At 44.5% G+C, this 15,388-nt stretch carries 15 protein-coding genes; 4 read left to right on the top strand and 11 right to left on the bottom strand.

Going from position 1 to position 15,388, the window contains the following annotated elements:
• Positions 1-8: 8 nt before the first annotated feature.
• The 6 genes from NST40_RS05935 to cysT form a co-directional block, all read right to left on the bottom strand.
• On the bottom strand, positions 9-590 hold the full coding sequence (locus NST40_RS05935; protein WP_342410501.1) for a GNAT family N-acetyltransferase: 582 nt from the start codon (positions 588-590) through the stop codon (positions 9-11).
• A 313-nt stretch (positions 591-903) separates the two neighbouring features.
• The gene (locus NST40_RS05930) at positions 904-1,689 is read right to left on the bottom strand and encodes an MBL fold metallo-hydrolase (RefSeq protein WP_076185771.1); all 786 of its coding nucleotides are present in this window, start codon (positions 1,687-1,689) and stop codon (positions 904-906) included.
• 139 nt (positions 1,690-1,828) lie between these two features.
• Positions 1,829-2,896: a sulfate ABC transporter substrate-binding protein gene (locus NST40_RS05925; protein WP_076277702.1), complete on the bottom strand. Its 1,068-nt coding sequence runs from the start codon at positions 2,894-2,896 to the stop codon at positions 1,829-1,831.
• Between the two features lie 30 nt (positions 2,897-2,926).
• Positions 2,927-3,991: a sulfate ABC transporter ATP-binding protein gene (gene cysA, locus NST40_RS05920; RefSeq protein ID WP_076104838.1), complete on the bottom strand. Its 1,065-nt coding sequence runs from the start codon at positions 3,989-3,991 to the stop codon at positions 2,927-2,929.
• Position 3,992: 1 nt separating this feature from the next.
• Positions 3,993-4,790 carry a sulfate ABC transporter permease subunit gene (locus tag NST40_RS05915; protein ID WP_076104839.1) on the bottom strand — a complete coding sequence of 266 codons (798 nt, stop codon included), beginning with the start codon at positions 4,788-4,790 and terminating at the stop codon, positions 3,993-3,995.
• Positions 4,787-5,602: a sulfate ABC transporter permease subunit CysT gene (cysT, locus tag NST40_RS05910; RefSeq protein ID WP_076128166.1), complete on the bottom strand. Its 816-nt coding sequence runs from the start codon at positions 5,600-5,602 to the stop codon at positions 4,787-4,789. The genes NST40_RS05915 and cysT overlap by 4 nt, the downstream gene beginning before the upstream one ends.
• Positions 5,603-5,810: 208 nt before the next feature.
• Here cysT and NST40_RS05905 point away from each other — a divergent pair, with 208 nt between their 5' ends.
• Positions 5,811-6,212, top strand: coding sequence for a secondary thiamine-phosphate synthase enzyme YjbQ (locus tag NST40_RS05905; RefSeq protein WP_076128168.1), 402 nt, complete (start codon positions 5,811-5,813; stop codon positions 6,210-6,212).
• 146 nt (positions 6,213-6,358) lie between these two features.
• Here the strand turns inward: NST40_RS05905 and NST40_RS05900 are convergent, their stop codons facing one another.
• The 3 genes from NST40_RS05900 to NST40_RS05890 all read right to left on the bottom strand — a co-directional run bounded on the left by NST40_RS05900 (position 6,359) and on the right by NST40_RS05890 (position 9,078).
• The gene (locus NST40_RS05900; RefSeq protein WP_036681739.1) at positions 6,359-6,940 is read right to left on the bottom strand and encodes a TetR/AcrR family transcriptional regulator; all 582 of its coding nucleotides are present in this window, start codon (positions 6,938-6,940) and stop codon (positions 6,359-6,361) included.
• Between the two features lie 3 nt (positions 6,941-6,943).
• Entirely contained in the window at positions 6,944-7,576 is a 633-nt protein-coding gene (locus tag NST40_RS05895; RefSeq protein WP_076128170.1) for a YigZ family protein, read from the bottom strand.
• Positions 7,577-7,722: 146 nt separating this feature from the next.
• A complete protein-coding gene (locus NST40_RS05890) occupies positions 7,723-9,078 on the bottom strand; it encodes a glucose-6-phosphate isomerase (protein ID WP_076277701.1) in 1,356 nt (451 codons plus the stop codon).
• Between the two features lie 235 nt (positions 9,079-9,313).
• Here NST40_RS05890 and NST40_RS05885 point away from each other — a divergent pair, with 235 nt between their 5' ends.
• Entirely contained in the window at positions 9,314-10,216 is a 903-nt protein-coding gene (locus NST40_RS05885; protein WP_076218826.1) for an NAD(P)-dependent oxidoreductase, read from the top strand.
• Positions 10,217-10,385: 169 nt separating this feature from the next.
• A complete protein-coding gene (locus NST40_RS05880; RefSeq protein WP_076185779.1) occupies positions 10,386-10,598 on the top strand; it encodes a hypothetical protein in 213 nt (70 codons plus the stop codon).
• 1,387 nt (positions 10,599-11,985) lie between these two features.
• On the opposite strand, the gene NST40_RS05875 is transcribed toward NST40_RS05880, so the two are convergent.
• Both NST40_RS05875 and tkt read right to left on the bottom strand, forming a co-directional pair.
• Positions 11,986-12,303, bottom strand: a complete 318-nt coding sequence (locus tag NST40_RS05875; protein WP_076277700.1) for a pyrimidine/purine nucleoside phosphorylase — start codon at positions 12,301-12,303, stop codon at positions 11,986-11,988.
• A 33-nt stretch (positions 12,304-12,336) separates the two neighbouring features.
• Positions 12,337-14,379, bottom strand: a complete 2,043-nt coding sequence (tkt, locus tag NST40_RS05870; protein ID WP_076185782.1) for a transketolase — start codon at positions 14,377-14,379, stop codon at positions 12,337-12,339.
• A 303-nt stretch (positions 14,380-14,682) separates the two neighbouring features.
• On the opposite strand from tkt, the gene NST40_RS05865 reads away from it, so the two are divergent.
• Positions 14,683-15,315: a hypothetical protein gene (locus NST40_RS05865; RefSeq protein WP_036681725.1), complete on the top strand. Its 633-nt coding sequence runs from the start codon at positions 14,683-14,685 to the stop codon at positions 15,313-15,315.
• Positions 15,316-15,388: the final 73 nt, after the last annotated feature.

Below are 15,388 nucleotides of genomic sequence, written 5' to 3'. Positions count from 1 at the left end.
CCTCTCACTTAAAATTCTATACCTCTAACCTTAGCGAACACCTTACTGTCATGCCGTTCCCCGTCATACCCAAGATTCGCACTGCGCAGGATCCCCTCCAGTGTAAAACCCGCACGTTCGGCTACCGCGGCACTTTTGATATTTCGTGCACTACAAAAGATTTCGAGACGATTCGCCCCTAATTCCCGTATGGAAAAATTGGTGATTCCATTTACGGCTTCTGTCATATATCCTTTGCCTGCACAGGCGCTCCGGATCCAATAACCAATCTCAAAATTGCGGAGTTCCCAGTTTAGATGATGCAGGCTAATGCAGCCGATAAAACCCTCCGTATCCCTTCTAAAAATACGCATATGTAGCTTATCCCTTTTTAGAAACTCCAGTCTGCCTTCTCTAGTAACTTTCTCTGATTCTTCTAATGTGGGTATTACTTGAGCAAAAGCCATCCAAGGTCTCAATTCATCTATACTTTCACGGATAGCCTCATTCATGCTAACTCCATCTCCCCATAAAGGGGCACGAATGAGCAGCCTCTCTGTTTCAAAACTCTCGGGAAAATCAAGCAGGATTTGATCCTTGGAGTCAGCCACTTCGTACTCCTCCTCTGGCGATGATAATTATTCTAAATATGTAAAAATAATACGATATGCTTTTTGATTATATAGTATATATCGGGATCTGAATACTGAATGCAATAGAAATCACAAAAGGAACATCAACAGGCTGAAGTTGCCCGAATGATGTCCCTTTTTGATTTAGTGAATATCTCAACTAAAGCGGACCACTCCATTTATTGGCTTGAAGAGTTCATTAAACATATTCAACAAGGCGGAATATAACAGGTTTAAATAGGATCTTGAAAACTTCCTTCCAGCAAAAGGGAGTTTTCTTTTTATCTAAATTTCAGCTGATCTCCGAAGATCCTAAGGGTATTCTCATCCCCGTCTCGGCCAGCGTAACATTTTCCGGTAAAATATATGATTTTCTCATATCCACATCATGCGACATATGGGTATAGATTGCCTTTTGAGGCTTCACAGTTTGCAGCAGCTCCGCTGCTTCCGTCATATCGTATACAGAACGAGTCGATAACTCCGCTGCTTCGTAATAGAAGCTTGTACCTAATACCAGCAAGTCAGCTCCATGCATCAGGCGTGTCTCTTCAGCTCCAAGAGAAATGGAATCTGGACAATACACCCATACATAGCCCTCCTTCTCCAGACGAAAAGCATACGAGTATCCATTCTTGCCATGGTTCACTTTCCAGGTATCAATTGTCCAGCCGTCTAGCTCTATGCCTTCATCACAAGGAATCATCTCGATCTGATTGCGCAGCCATGGATATTGCCGCTCTATTATCGGGATCACTTCTGCTGGGGCATAGAGCTGGCCCTTATATCCCATCCAGCGGCAAGAATCCGCCCATTCCGGCAGCCCACCAATATGATCAAAATGAGCGTGTGTCACCAGCAGTCTGCGCATATTCCGTACTCCCTGCGCCTCCATCTGACGCCGCCAGTCAGGCCCACAATCGATCACTAAAAAGTCACTGCCATTATCTATAAGTACAGAAGAGCGCAGGCGAATATTTTTACCCTGTTCCCTTGCCTCTGTACAGGTCTCACAACTGCAATATACCCGAGGAACCCCCATGGCATCCCCTGTACCCAAAAACACCAACGTATCCATCTGCTATCTCTCCTTCAGGTTCTCTTCAACGAAGTAATAAATCTAAATTACCCTCTCTCTATCTTAAAGAGACCCACCAAAAAAAGCCATCCCCACCACAGATGAACTGCTGGGATGACTCTTTTGTTATACCTCTACCTTATATTCCGGCAAGTACCTGATACCAAATTCCACGCTTGGAATAAAGTGAGCTTCGCACCTCATCCCAGCCTCCTAAATAGTTAATATCAAAGAGGCCCGCCGGATCAGGGTAATCGCTTTTGTGCTCAGCATAGACTTGTTTATCCACGGGACGAAAGCCATATTTTGCAAAGATCTCTTGTGCCTGTGGGGATATCAAAAAATCAACCAGTGCTTCTGATGCTATGCGTGTCCCATGCTCATCCGCATATTTCTCTACAACAGCCGCCGGATTCTCAATCAGAATTGTATTTTTAGGAATAATGACTTCGTATTTAACACCCTGAGCAATCCGGGCCAGCAGTTCATTCTCATAGGTGACAATTACATCCCCCACTCCATACTCGAAGGCTGCCATAGAAGCGCGGCCACTCTTATCCAGAGACTCTACATTGGCATGGATGCTTTCCAAAAAAGCTTTGGCTGCTGCTGGATCCTTTGCCCCTTCCTGCTCCTCTGACAGCTTCAGACCAGCCCCATAGATCGCGTTGATATCCCATTGCGCACCACCAGAGGTCTTCGGGTTTGGATATAACACTTTAATCCCTGGCTTGGCTAAGTCCGCAAAATCGCGAATGCCTTTGGGATTTCCTTCGCGGGTACCAAGAGCTACTACTGAACGTGTTACCATGCCTTGTTCACCCTGCTCTTTCCATGTTGGCGCTACGAGTCCAGCCTTAACTAGCTTCTCGACATCACCTTCCATGGCTAGCAGCGTCACATCCGCTTCAAATCCACCTACAATCGCTCGCGCCTGTGTCCCTGAAGCCTCATAAGACTCCTGAAAATTAATATCCTGACCCGTATCCGCCTTCCACTTGGCAGCAAATAACGGCAAAATATCCTGCATCGCATCCTTAGCCACACTGTATGCGCCAATTACCAGCGTAACATCCCCTTGCTTCGAAGGCTCTGCCATCGTCGTAGCTGCCTTCTCATTCCCGCAACCGACTGCTGTCAGCGTGAGTATGGCCAGCATTAGGGCAGCAAAACATCCGTGCAGTTGTCTGCTCCTTTTGACATTCATTGCGGCCCACATCCTTCGAGGTAATGATTTTTAAATAAAAATCGGCATTGGATCTTCTTTCAGGTTGTTCTCCTGGATCCAGCTGCGCTCATCATTAAACAGATAAGCCCGATGTACCAGTACTGAGATTTCCTGACCCGGCTGCAAGGTTTCTTTCTCCAACGAACGGTAGGTGACCAGCTTGTGGCCATTTACTTCAACCTCAACGAGCCATTCGCTGCCGCGGAAATGCAGATGTTTCACAACACCTTTTTCCGTGGCAGAAGCCATCTTGAACTCATGCAGATTACCCACTTCAATGTATTCAGGACGAATCAGCGCTTTGGTAGGCTTGCCGTCCCCCGCACCTGTAAAGCCTTTAACCTCAGAAGCGTTCTCAATCAGCGTAGATTCGCCGATAAATGTTGCCACGAACGGTGTTTTGGGTTCCTTGTAAATATCCCACGGGGTACCCTTTTGTTCCAAACGTCCTTGATTAATGATCATAATTTCATCCGCTACTTCAATCGCTTCATCTTGGTCATGGGTTACGAAAATAGAGGTGATACCTACACGCTCGATCAGTTCACGCAGCCAAGCGCGCAGCTCCTGGCGGATCTTCGCATCAATAGCGGCAAAAGGTTCATCTAAAAGCAGCAGCTGTGGTTCAGGCGCAAGCGCACGTGCAAAAGCCACACGCTGACGTTGTCCCCCTGATAGCTGATGCGGATAACGTTTCTCGAACCCTTTTAACCCTGTAAGCTCCACAAGTTCCATAACGCGATCGCGGATAGCTGTTTTGTTAGCCTTTTTAACCTTTAAGCCAAAAGCGATATTATCAAATACAGTCATATGTTTGAAGAGTGCATAGTTCTGGAAGACGAAGCCGATCCCACGTTCTTGAGGAGGAAGATTGTTCACCGTCTGACCATGAAAAATAATCTCTCCGGTATCCGGTGACTCCAGTCCCGCCAGCATACGTAGAATTGAGGTTTTCCCGCCTCCACTTGGGCCGAGCAATCCAATCAGGTGACCTTTTGTAATGGTGAAATTGACGTCCTTGACCGCATGAAAATCTCCAAAATGCTTGTTTAACCCCCGCACTTCTACATGCATATTACTGCACTTCCTTTCTTCTCTTGGTCCATTCCATCAACAGCAGCAGACCTGCGGAAAATGCAGCCAGAACTAGCGCTATTCCTCCAGCAGCCGTCACATTAAAATTCTCAACATCCTGATAGACTAAAGTTGTCGCCGTCTGAGTTTTGTTCATAATGTTCCCCGAAACCACAAGTACCGCGCCGAACTCTCCAAGTGAACGTGCCACCGTAAGAATGACACCATACACAACCGCCCAACGAATCGAAGGCCAAGTTACCTTCCAAAAAATAGTCCAGCTACGAGCGCCCAATGTCGAAGCCGCTTCCTCCTGCTGTGAACCAATCTCCTGAAGCACCGGCATAACCTCACGCACCATTAAAGGAAAGGTAACAAATAAAGTGGCAATGATCATCCCGGGAATCGCATAAACGATCTTTAGTCCAATCCCCTCAAAAATCGCTCCCAAGGTACTATCGGGACCCAGCAACAGGACAATCATCAATCCTCCGATTACAGGGGATACCGCGTAAGGCAAATCCACAATACTGTTCAATAATCCTTTTAGACGCTTGCCGATCCAGTTCGCCCGAACAAGATACAGAGCCATCATAATACCGAACAATGTATTTAATAACGTAACTACTATCACAACAAGCCCAGTCATCATGAGCGCATGCAGCGCTTCGGGCCTAGTCAGAGCATTCCAGAAACCACCAAATCCTTCACTAAAAGCACCGATAGCCATTTTTCCTAATGGAGCAGCAATGAGCAGAAAAAACACTAAATAAGTAAGAGCAATCCATAATTTCCTCATGAGCGTCTCCCCCGCATCTGCAGCATATTAATCAGCCAAAGAATGAGAAAGGATAAGGTCAAGAGAATAACAGAAACCGCAGCGGCGGAGACCGGATTATCACTTTCAACTTCACCAAAAATAAAAACAGAAGATACAAGCGTACGGCCCGGAATATTACCTGCGACGAGTACCACTGCACCAAATTCCGCAAGCGCCCTTGAAAATGCGAGCATCCCACCACTGATCATCCCAGGCGCCATTGATGGAAGAATAACTTGCCAGAATACCCTTGCCCCCTTGGCACCCATTGTATATGCTGCTTCCTCTTCGGATGGGTCCAATTCCTCCAGCAAGGGCTGAACCGCTCGAATCACGAATGGAAACGTCACGAACACCATAGCAATTACGATAGCCGGTTGATGAAAAACAATTTCAAATCCAAGTGCCTCAGCTGCTTTGCCGATAAGGCTACCTGGTCCAAGCAGCAGTAGAATCATCAAACCTCCGACAGCTGTTGGTAGTGCAAAAGGTAAATCGACCAGACTGTTTAGCAGCGCTTTACCAGCAAATTGATAACGAATAAGGACCCAAGCAATCATAGTTCCTAACAAAACATTAATTAAAGTGGCGAAAATCGCCAGCTTTAAGGTTAGCAGCACCGACTTCCAAGCAATTGGATCGCTGACGCTTTCCACAAAATTGCCAAAACCAAGAGAAAAAGAGTTGTAATAGACCCCGAGTATGGGCAACACGATCAATACTACAAAATAGAGCAAAATTGTAGTTCGGAAACCCCAAGTCCAGCCTTTGTGTCTAAGCAGCGAATTCAATGATTTTTGCCCTCCCACCTCCGGATAACCGGTCGGTATACTAACCAAAATCCTCATTAATTATTCCTATTTATATACTTGGTTTTATATTATTACTACTTTACCAAATCCTTCTCACCGCCGTCAATTACTTTCAAGTGAATTTAGGTTAAAATATATGTATCAAAGGTACACTAAAAAATGGCACCTCACTGGAAGGGGATTGATTATGTTGCATACTCTGGAGATCACTACTACAAAGCGGGATGAATTACGTGATATTACTCGGGAAGTCATTTCTTATGTGAAAAAAAGTGGAGTTCAAGACGGATTGATTGTAGTTTATTGTCCTCATACCACTGCTGGTATTGCTATTAATGAAAATGCAGATCCTGATGTGAAGCATGATGTTCTGATGCGTTTGGATGAGGTCTACCCTTGGGAGCATCCGAAGTATCGGCATGAGGAAGGCAATACTGCCTCTCATCTTAAATCTATTACTACCGGGCCTTCCCAGACCCTGATCATCCACGAAGGTGAATTAATTCTCGGTCGTTGGCAAGGTATTTATTTCTGTGAGTTCGATGGACCTAGACGCCGGCAATGTTTCTTAAAAATAGTAGAGGGATAATAAACATACAAATGGCCGCTTCCGTTATCGCTGCGGAGCGGCCATTTAGACTATAACTAGAGTCTAGTAATACTTTCATCAAGCAGAGAAGCAGTGTTATACCAATGCACAGCTTTAAAGTGAAGATCTATAAAAAAAACAGCATTTTAAAGGCTGCGACATAAAACCTTTATATGAGCTAACGCTGCCTCTTTCACATCGTCAAACGATACTTTATCCTGGATATAATAAGAAATAAATCCGTGTGCAGACAAGAACATTGTCAACGGCACATTCTGCCAGTCCTCAGACACATATCCCTCTTCCTTCATATGACGGCGCACAATACTTGAGAATAAATCAAAACATCGTCCCTGTTCTGCTCTACAATAAGCTAGCAATTCCTCATCGCGAATCATGAACATAATTTCATATTGATAGGGATGATCTATTCCAAATCTAATAAATTCCATAATCAGCTGTTCTACCCTTGTCATTCCTTCTTCAGGCGGTTTATTCATCACTTGACTGAGTAAAGCAGCCACATGATTAAAATCCTCTACAACAATAGCGTAGAACAACTCCGCCTTTTCCTTGAAATGATAATAGAGAGAGCCGTGGCTATATCCCAAATGCTGACCAATACTTCGCATTGAAATCGCCCGATACCCTTTGGTTATAAACAGATGCCTAGCGGCCTCTAGAATCCTTTCCCTCGACAACTCCTGCTCCACTGCTCTCCTTGCCATATACTAATCCCCTTCGCTGTAGTAAATCCGCCGCCCTTCTGTTATCAGGGCTTGCCCTTGGGTTAGATCTGTTATCCATGCCATAAAAGTCTCACCCTCATCATTTCGCGGCAAACATAACAACGTTACTTTGTCGGTGAACAAAGTCTCGCCAGTCTGAATCCCTCTTCCTCGAAGTTCGTTCTCAACCTTGCCCAGCCAAGTGTACTCGATCTCTACGAATACCTCTCGTCTCAGTACACGGGTGATTACTTCTCCTGCTTCAAGCGCAAGCACTGCTCCATCCGTATAAGCTCTAATCAGCCCACCGGCACCCAGCATAATGCCTCCGAAATAACGGGTAACTACGATTGCGACATTTTTAACTCCCTGATTGCGGATTACTTCCAAAATCGGTTTGCCGGCTGTCCCACTCGGCTCCCCGTCGTCCGATTGCCTCTGGATTTCGTCTCTCTCCCCAATCACATAAGCAGAACAGTTATGCGTTGCGTTCCAATGTTTCTTCTTGATGTCCTCGATAAACAACAAAGCTTCTTCTTCATTCTCCACTGGCATAACATGACCAATGAAACGGGATTTACGGATCACAACTTCCTTTGAGCCGGAAGAGCGGACCGTTTGATATTGTTCTAACATAATTATTCCAGTCCTTATTTACATATGATGTCTTCATATAATGTCAGGAGCAGTCCCGGTATTGGATTACCTATGGACTGCTCCTGGTGACTTACATTAGTATGAATGTTCTGTGATTAATAGCCATTGTAAAACCTACTGCAATACTATTCAGTAAGTCTTGCTTCCAGCTCTGCTTTTTCTTTTTCGTAACCTGGTTTGCCAAGCAATGCGAACATGTTTTTCTTGTATGCTTCTACGCCTGGTTGGTCAAATGGGTTAACACCGAGCAAGTATCCGCTGATACCGCAGGCTTTTTCAAAGAAGTACACCAAATATCCAAAGGTGTATGGTGTTTGATCAGGAATAGTAACGATAAGGTTAGGTACTTGACCATCTGTATGTGCAAGCATTGTACCTTGGAAAGCTTTCTTATTCACGAAATCCATAGTCTTACCTGTTAAGAAGTTCAAGCCGTCCAGATCATCCGGATCATTCTCAATCGTAACATGATGAGCTACTTGATCTACTTGGATAACCGTTTCAAAAATGTTGCGGTTACCTTCTTGGATAAATTGACCCATGGAGTGTAGATCTGTGGAGAAATCAACGGAAGAAGGATAAATTCCTTTGAAGTCCTTACCTTCACTTTCGCCAAACAATTGTTTCCACCACTCAGATACAAAGTGTAAGGAAGGCTCATAGTTGACGAGGATTTCAGTTGTTTTACCTTTACGGTATAGAGCGTTACGAACTGCAGCATATTGATAAGCTTGGTTAGTAGCTACATCTGGATTGTTGAACTCATCCGCAGCGGCAGCAGCACCTTGCATCATTTCTTCAATGTTAATGCCAGCTACAGCAATTGGCAGCAAGCCTACAGGTGTCAATACGGAGTAACGTCCGCCAACATCGTCTGGAATGATGAAGGATTCATAACCTTCTTCAGTTGCCAATTTCTTAAGGGCACCTTTTTCCTTGTCTGTAGTAGCGTAAATGCGTTTACGAGCAACTTCCTTGCCGTATTTCTTCTCCAGAGCAGCGCGGAAAATGCGGAAAGCAATCGCTGGCTCAGTAGTAGTTCCTGATTTGGAGATTACGTTCACGGAGAAGTCTTTGCCTTCTACTAGATCAAGCAGATGCGTGATGTATGTAGAGCTAATGTTATTACCAGCGAAATAAACTTCTGGAGTCTTGCGTTTATCTTTAGAAAGGTTATTGTAGAAAGAATGCGATAGCGCCTCAATAGCTGCGCGTGCTCCCAGATAAGAACCTCCGATACCAATTACAATCAGTACCTCGGAATCGCTTTGGATCTTCTTAGCAGCTTGTTGAATGCGAGCGAATTCTTCCTTATCGTAAGCTGTCGGCAGATCGATCCATCCAAGGTAGTCAGAGCCTACACCAGTTTTGTTATGCAACTGTTCGTGTGCTAGCTTAACTGGGGCGGAAAGGTTGTCGATTTCTTGTTGGTTAAAAAACGAAAGAGCTTTTGTGTAGTCAAAATTAATCTTCTTAGACATCGGTAATGGTAACCTCCTGTTTTATCTCTTTAAATTTAAAACCGTTTGTTACAACTTTATAATTAGGATACTTTAATTTGCCTTGACTGGCAAGGTCTTAGGGCACATAGAGGGCATTAGAACCAAGTTTTCCAAAGTTCCTTGGAAGCGTTTCCTGTATCAAAAGACATAGGTGTGCTGTGGTGCTGGACAAAGTGCCGTGATAGAATAAAGAAAACGGAAGGTGGCTATATAAATGAAACAAATCGGTTTTATCGGACTCGGAACAATGGGTGCGCCTATGGCCTCCAATTTACTACGTGGCGGCTTTCAGGTTACGGTATACAACCGTACGGCAGCCAAGTGTAAACCTCTTGAAGCAGAAGGTGCCCAGACTGCTCTCACGCCCCGCGAAGCGGCTGAGGGTAAGGATGTTATTATTACCATGATCAGCAATGATGATTCGGTTCGTGAAGTGTTTTATGGTCAAGATGGTATACTTGATGCTGTGAAGCCTGGTGGACTAATTATTGATTCCAGCACAATTTCACCAGGACTAGTTCGTGAGATTGCCGCTGCTGTAGAAGCGCGCGGTGGACATTTCCTAGACGCGCCAGTAACTGGAAGCAAACCGGCAGCGATTGAAGGAACCTTAGTGTTCATGGTCGGCGGTAGTGCTGAGGTCATAGAACAACATCGTGATATCTTTGATACTTTGGGTAAGAAGCTGCTACATATGGGTGAGAACGGCAGCGGCGCTGTGGCCAAGCTGGCTCACAATGCTATGGTTGGTATTCATAATGTTGCCCTAGCCGAAGGATTCGCCATTGCTGTTAAATCAGGCGTACCAGCAGACAAGTTCCTGGAACTGGTACAACTTGGTTCTGCGGGCAGCAAACAAGCTGAGCTTAAAGGCCGTAAAATCATAGAAGATGATTTCAGCAATCAATTCTCCCTCGCTCTAATGCTTAAGGATTTGAAGCTTGCCTCTGCCCACAGCGATGCAACAGGCGTTCCTTCTCCTATGCTGGGCTTGGCTAAAAGCATGTTCCAAGCTGGATTCACCCAAGGTTATGGTGAAGAAGATCTCTCTGCCGTAGTGAAATGTTACGAAGAGTGGATCGGCCAAAAGATGGGTGCAAATGTATCCAATAAATAAATCCAAGAGCTCAAAACCTACTTCATAAGAACATTTACGACCGCCTCGCACATGATATTGCGATGCGGTCTTTTCTTTATGGACAATCCCATTGTCGAACCAATTATACGAACGTTTGTTTGTATAATTATAATACCAAATTAACAGTTGTAGTGCAAGAAAATATTGGTTGCTGTGGAGTTACTCAGAACGTTGTGGTGGTGTTGGTGGGATAGTTACTAAGAAGGTCGTGAAGTACTGGTTTGTCGCAAAAGTTACTGTATTAGTGATGAAACGGTGGATTGGTGCTGGTGGAGTTACTGATGAGTTGCTAAATAGTCGCTTAAAAGTTACTGAGGGAGTGCTGAAATGTTGGGTAAGTGCTGGAGAAGTTACTGGTTGAGTTGTTAGATAATTTCAGAAAAGTTACTGAAGGAGCGCTGAATTGTTGGATAGATACTGGAGAAATTGTTGGATAGTCACTGGGTGAGCTGCTGTTTAGTTGCTGCTTAGTTACTGGAGGAGTCACTGGGTGAGCTGCTGTTTAGTTGCAAATTGGTTACCAAGATGATCGCTTGATGACTACGGTATATCCCGTATTTTCTGGAACCTCTCCCTCGCTCCAAACCTTAAGCTCCTTTAACTAAGTAACCTCTGCGGTACACAGCTATCTCTATTGGACTCAGCTGACCTTATTCGCAGTATAATCCCACATTTGGCATGCTATCGGACTCCATAGTCACTATTGGCATGAAAAAGGCCAATTATGAGCCTGTTTCTATGGAATAGCTGCACTGGAGTCCGAAAACCTGCTCAAAAGGCTATAAATTTGCTAATAGCGTCAGCTGGGTCCTTAAGCGGTAGAATTGGTGGTGACCCGGTACTACATTGGTGTTGATCTAGTGTTAACGCCATCTGGGTCCTTACGCAGTGGGTTGGCGCTAACCGGGTGCCCAAGTTGGTGATGACACAGCGCCATCGGACTCAGCTGACCTTATTTGTAGCATAATCTCACATTTGGTATGCTATCGGACTCCATAGTCGCTATTGGCATAAAAAGCGCCAATTATGAGCCTGTTTCTATGAAATAGCTGCACTGGTGTCCGAAAACCTGCTCAAAAGGCTATAAATTTGCTAATAGCGTCATCTGGGTCCGTACGCGGTAGGATTAGTGGTGACCGGGTGCTACAGCAGTAGGATTGGTGGTGACCAGGTGCTACAGCGGTAGGATTGGTGGTGATCCGGTACTAAATTGGTGTTGCTCCAGCGCTAACGCCATCTGGGTCCGTACGCGGTGGGTTGGCGCTAACCAGGTGCCAAGTTGGTGATGACACAGCACCTTCGGACTCAGCTGACCTTATTCGCAGTATAATCCCACATTTGGCATGCTATCGGACTCCATAGTCGCTATTGGCATAAAAAGCGCCAATTATGAGCCTATTTCTATGAAATAGTTGCACTGGAGTCCGAAAACTTGCTCAAAAGGCTATAAATTTGCTAATAGCGTCCTCTGGGTCCGTACGCGGTGGGGATGGTTATGACTCAGTGCTAATTTGGTGATGATCCGATTCAGCCCTAACGTCATTTGAGTCCTTAAGCCTCAAAATAGAATGATGAATACATAATTGAACATCAAGCAATATCACCAACCAACAACACAAAAAGCAGCGATCCTCCAATAACAGGAGAACCGCTGCCTTGCTGACTTTTACGATTTTTAAATTGAATCCGGGTCGTCTCACTCATAGAAAAAAGCTACTTATAGGACAGCCCTTAGAAAAGTCTGTTTTCTATAGAACCGGGTAAGAACAGCAATAATCAGTTACTTCAAATACTTCCAACGCAAATTTAGAGTTGCCAGGAACATTGAACGTTGACGCTCCCTTAATCTCCTGCCATACCTCAGTGCCGGGAAGCAGCACTTTAAGATCGCCGGACAGAATCTCCATAATTTCAGGACCATCTGTACCAAATTCATACACACCCGGCAACATGATGCCCAGTGTCACCTTAGATCCATCTTGCAAAATTACCATACGGCTGGTTACTTGTCCGCCATAATATACATTGGCTGCTTTTTCGATCGTTGCGTTGTTAAACTGACTCATTACTTGTTCTCCCCCTAATGATTATTCAGTTAATTACAGAAGTGCTTTCACACGGCTAACTACATTCTCTACAGTAAAGCCGTATTCTTTCATAACTCTATCGCCAGGCGCGGAAGCTCCGAAAGTAGTGATGCCTAGGATATCGCCTTGGTCACCAGTGTAACGTTCCCATCCGAAGGTTTGTGCCATTTCGATAGCAAGACGGGCTTTGACTCCTGGAAGAATTACGGAATCACGATATTCTTTGTCTTGTTTTTCGAACAGATCCCAGCTTGGCAAGCTGATTACACGAACATCGATGCCTTCTTCTGCCAAAGCAGCTTGCGCTTTAACTGCCAACTGTACTTCAGAACCAGTTGCGATAAGTTGTGCTTGTGGAGTGCCATTTTTGGAATCAGAGACAACATAACCACCACGTTTGATGTTTTCACGAACGCCATCTACGGTTCCAGCAAGAATTGGCAAGTTTTGACGAGTCAGAACCAAAGCAACCGGATTCTCCTTGTTTTCCATAGCATAAGCCCATGCTGCAGAAGTTTCGTTAGCATCAGCCGGACGAATAACAGTCAGACCTGGGATGATACGCAGGGAAGCCAATTGTTCGATTGGTTCATGCGTAGGACCATCTTCACCAACTGCAATACTGTCATGTGTCAATACATAGGTTACTGGCAATTTCATGATCGAAGCCAAACGAATTGCTGGACGCAGGTAGTCTGTGAATACGAAGAATGTTCCTCCGAATACTTTAAGACCAGTGTGCAGAGCAATACCGTTCATTGCAGCAGCCATACCAAACTCACGTACGCCGAAATAAATGTTGCGGCCATCATAAGATTCTGGTGTGAAAGATGTCAAACCATTCAAATGCGTCATAGTGGAGCTTTCCAAGTCAGCGGAACCACCCACTAGCTGAGGAACGCCAGCAGTCAGACCGTTAAGCGCACTACCGGAAGCGACACGAGTCGATACTGCTTTATCTTCAGTAGTGTAAGTTGGAAGGTTAGCATCCCAGCCTTCTGGAAGATCGCCATTGATTACTGTTTCGAATTGTGCAGCTAGCTCTGGATATGCTTTTTTGTAAGCCGCAAATTTGTCGTCCCAAGCTTTGTTAGCTGCGATTCCGTTTTTCTTCACTTCTGCAAAATGTGCACGAACTTCATCAGGCACATAGAAATCTTCTTCGTATACCCATTTGTAGAAATCTTTGGTCAGCTTAGCTTCTTCTGCTCCAAGTGGGGAACCGTGAGTACCGCCATGGCCGCCTTTACCTTGTTTGTTAGGGCTACCATAACCAATAACTGTCTTCACTTCGATCAAAGTCGGTTTGCTAGTCTCAGCTTGCGCCTCATTAATAGCTTTTTCAATAGCCGGAAGGTCATTTCCGTCTTCTACGCGCAGAACTTGCCAACCATAAGCATCAAAACGTTGAGCTACATTTTCGGAGAAAGAAAGATTCAATTTACCATCAAGGGAAATATCATTTGAATCATACAATACAACCAATTTTCCGAGTTTCAAATGACCAGCAAGAGAAGCGGACTCAGAAGAGATCCCTTCCATAAGGTCACCATCACCACAAATAGCATAAGTATAGTGGTCAACTATGTTATGTCCTTCTTTGTTGTAGGTTGCGCCCAATTGAGCTTCGGCCATAGCCATACCAACGGCCATACCAATACCTTGTCCAAGCGGACCTGTAGTTGCATCAACACCAGCTGTGTGACCAACTTCCGGGTGACCAGGAGTTAAGCTACCCCATTGACGGAATTGTTTCAATTCTTCCATAGGAAGATCATAGCCGCTAAGGTGCAGCAAGCTGTACAGAAGCATGGAACCATGTCCAGCGGACAATACAAAACGATCGCGGTTTACCCATGTTGGATGATCAGGGTTATGATTCATTGTTTTTGCAAACAGTTGGTAGCCCATTGGTGCAGAACCCATTGGCATACCTGGATGGCCGGAATTCGCTTTTTCGATAGCATCAATAGCCAACGTACGAATTGTTGTGATCGACAGGTTATCTACTGTTGAGTTTTCTTCCTTCTGGATCGCTTGTTCTTGTTCACTCATTTAATAGTTCCTCCTCTGAAATCTCAAGAATGTCATTTTGACTCTTATTGTATCACTAGTGTGGAAGCAATTCCAATTGTTTTTAAAAACTCTTTGTTTGACAGCTTATGTTTTGCAATATCTACGCATTTATATACGCAAAAGTAACTATGTCATGAGACGGGTTTTTACTTAGCCTATGGTCTAGTTTTCTATTGCGACTAAAGTTTGTTTTACTATGCTCGAATATAAAGTAAGATGGAGTTACTCAAGTAAAATTTTCATTCATTATCCAATATCTCCAAGTGGAAAGGAATTCTGAACATGACGTCGAAAAAGGATGTTTATATTGTGCTTACCGGTACAGGTACAGCCTTCAGTGGTTTCATTAAGTGGTTTACAAAAGCTGATCTGAACCATGCTTCGATCGCCTTTGATAGTGAACTACGTGAGGTGTACAGCTTCGGAAGAAAAAAAATGCACAATCCATTCGTCGCGGGTCTGATTCAAGAAAATTTCATTCACCCTTTCTATAGCAGCGCAAATTGCTCTATTTATCAGTTACGTGTCAGTGCCACGGAATACGATGCCATGTACAATCATGTCCAAGGGATGATGAAAAATCAGGAACGTTATAAATACCATCTTTTAGGCCTTATCGGCGTACTTCTAAATGTTAAAATAGATCGAGAGAACGCTTATTTCTGCTCTCATTTTGTTGCTTCCTTATTTGAAAATACCGCAGTTCAGCCTGTGAATAAGCCTTCTTGCTTTGTTACCCCGGAGGATTTCGCTCTTTCACTCTGTTCCCATAAAATATTCAGCGGCAAGTTATCCTATTATGTGCGTAGAGCTCAAAGAGCCTCTGCACGTTCGACGAATATACCTTTACATACCCCTTCCGTTGCGACAAGAATGATGAGAATGAATGAAGAACGGACTGAAGGAGTTATATAAGTTGTTGCTCGTAAAAAAGGGCTATGCGGATCGTATTTCCGCGTAGCCTTTTTAGATGGAAAAAGGATAAAGT

Source organism: Paenibacillus sp. FSL R10-2778, assembly GCF_038593035.1.
Classification (GTDB): domain Bacteria; phylum Bacillota; class Bacilli; order Paenibacillales; family Paenibacillaceae; genus Paenibacillus_AQ; species Paenibacillus_AQ odorifer.
The sequence above is the reverse complement of the archived record's forward strand: the minus strand, read 5'-3'. Positions and strand labels throughout refer to the sequence as shown.

Excerpts from the sequence above, each read along its gene's own strand:
- NST40_RS05930 (WP_076185771.1), bottom strand. The coding sequence starts at position 1,689 with ATGGATACGTTGGTGTTTTTGGGTACAGGGGATGCCATGGGGGTTCCT.
- NST40_RS05925 (WP_076277702.1), bottom strand. The coding sequence starts at position 2,896 with ATGAATGTCAAAAGGAGCAGACAACTGCACGGATGTTTTGCTGCCCTA.
- cysA (WP_076104838.1), bottom strand. The coding sequence starts at position 3,991 with ATGCATGTAGAAGTGCGGGGGTTAAACAAGCATTTTGGAGATTTTCAT.
- NST40_RS05915 (WP_076104839.1), bottom strand. The coding sequence starts at position 4,790 with ATGAGGAAATTATGGATTGCTCTTACTTATTTAGTGTTTTTTCTGCTC.
- NST40_RS05905 (WP_076128168.1), top strand. The coding sequence starts at position 5,811 with ATGTTGCATACTCTGGAGATCACTACTACAAAGCGGGATGAATTACGT.
- NST40_RS05900 (WP_036681739.1), bottom strand. The coding sequence starts at position 6,940 with ATGGCAAGGAGAGCAGTGGAGCAGGAGTTGTCGAGGGAAAGGATTCTA.
- NST40_RS05895 (WP_076128170.1), bottom strand. The coding sequence starts at position 7,576 with ATGTTAGAACAATATCAAACGGTCCGCTCTTCCGGCTCAAAGGAAGTT.
- NST40_RS05890 (WP_076277701.1), bottom strand. The coding sequence starts at position 9,078 with ATGTCTAAGAAGATTAATTTTGACTACACAAAAGCTCTTTCGTTTTTT.
- NST40_RS05885 (WP_076218826.1), top strand. The coding sequence starts at position 9,314 with ATGAAACAAATCGGTTTTATCGGACTCGGAACAATGGGTGCGCCTATG.
- NST40_RS05875 (WP_076277700.1), bottom strand. The coding sequence starts at position 12,303 with ATGAGTCAGTTTAACAACGCAACGATCGAAAAAGCAGCCAATGTATAT.
- tkt (WP_076185782.1), bottom strand. The coding sequence starts at position 14,379 with ATGAGTGAACAAGAACAAGCGATCCAGAAGGAAGAAAACTCAACAGTA.
- NST40_RS05865 (WP_036681725.1), top strand. The coding sequence starts at position 14,683 with ATGACGTCGAAAAAGGATGTTTATATTGTGCTTACCGGTACAGGTACA.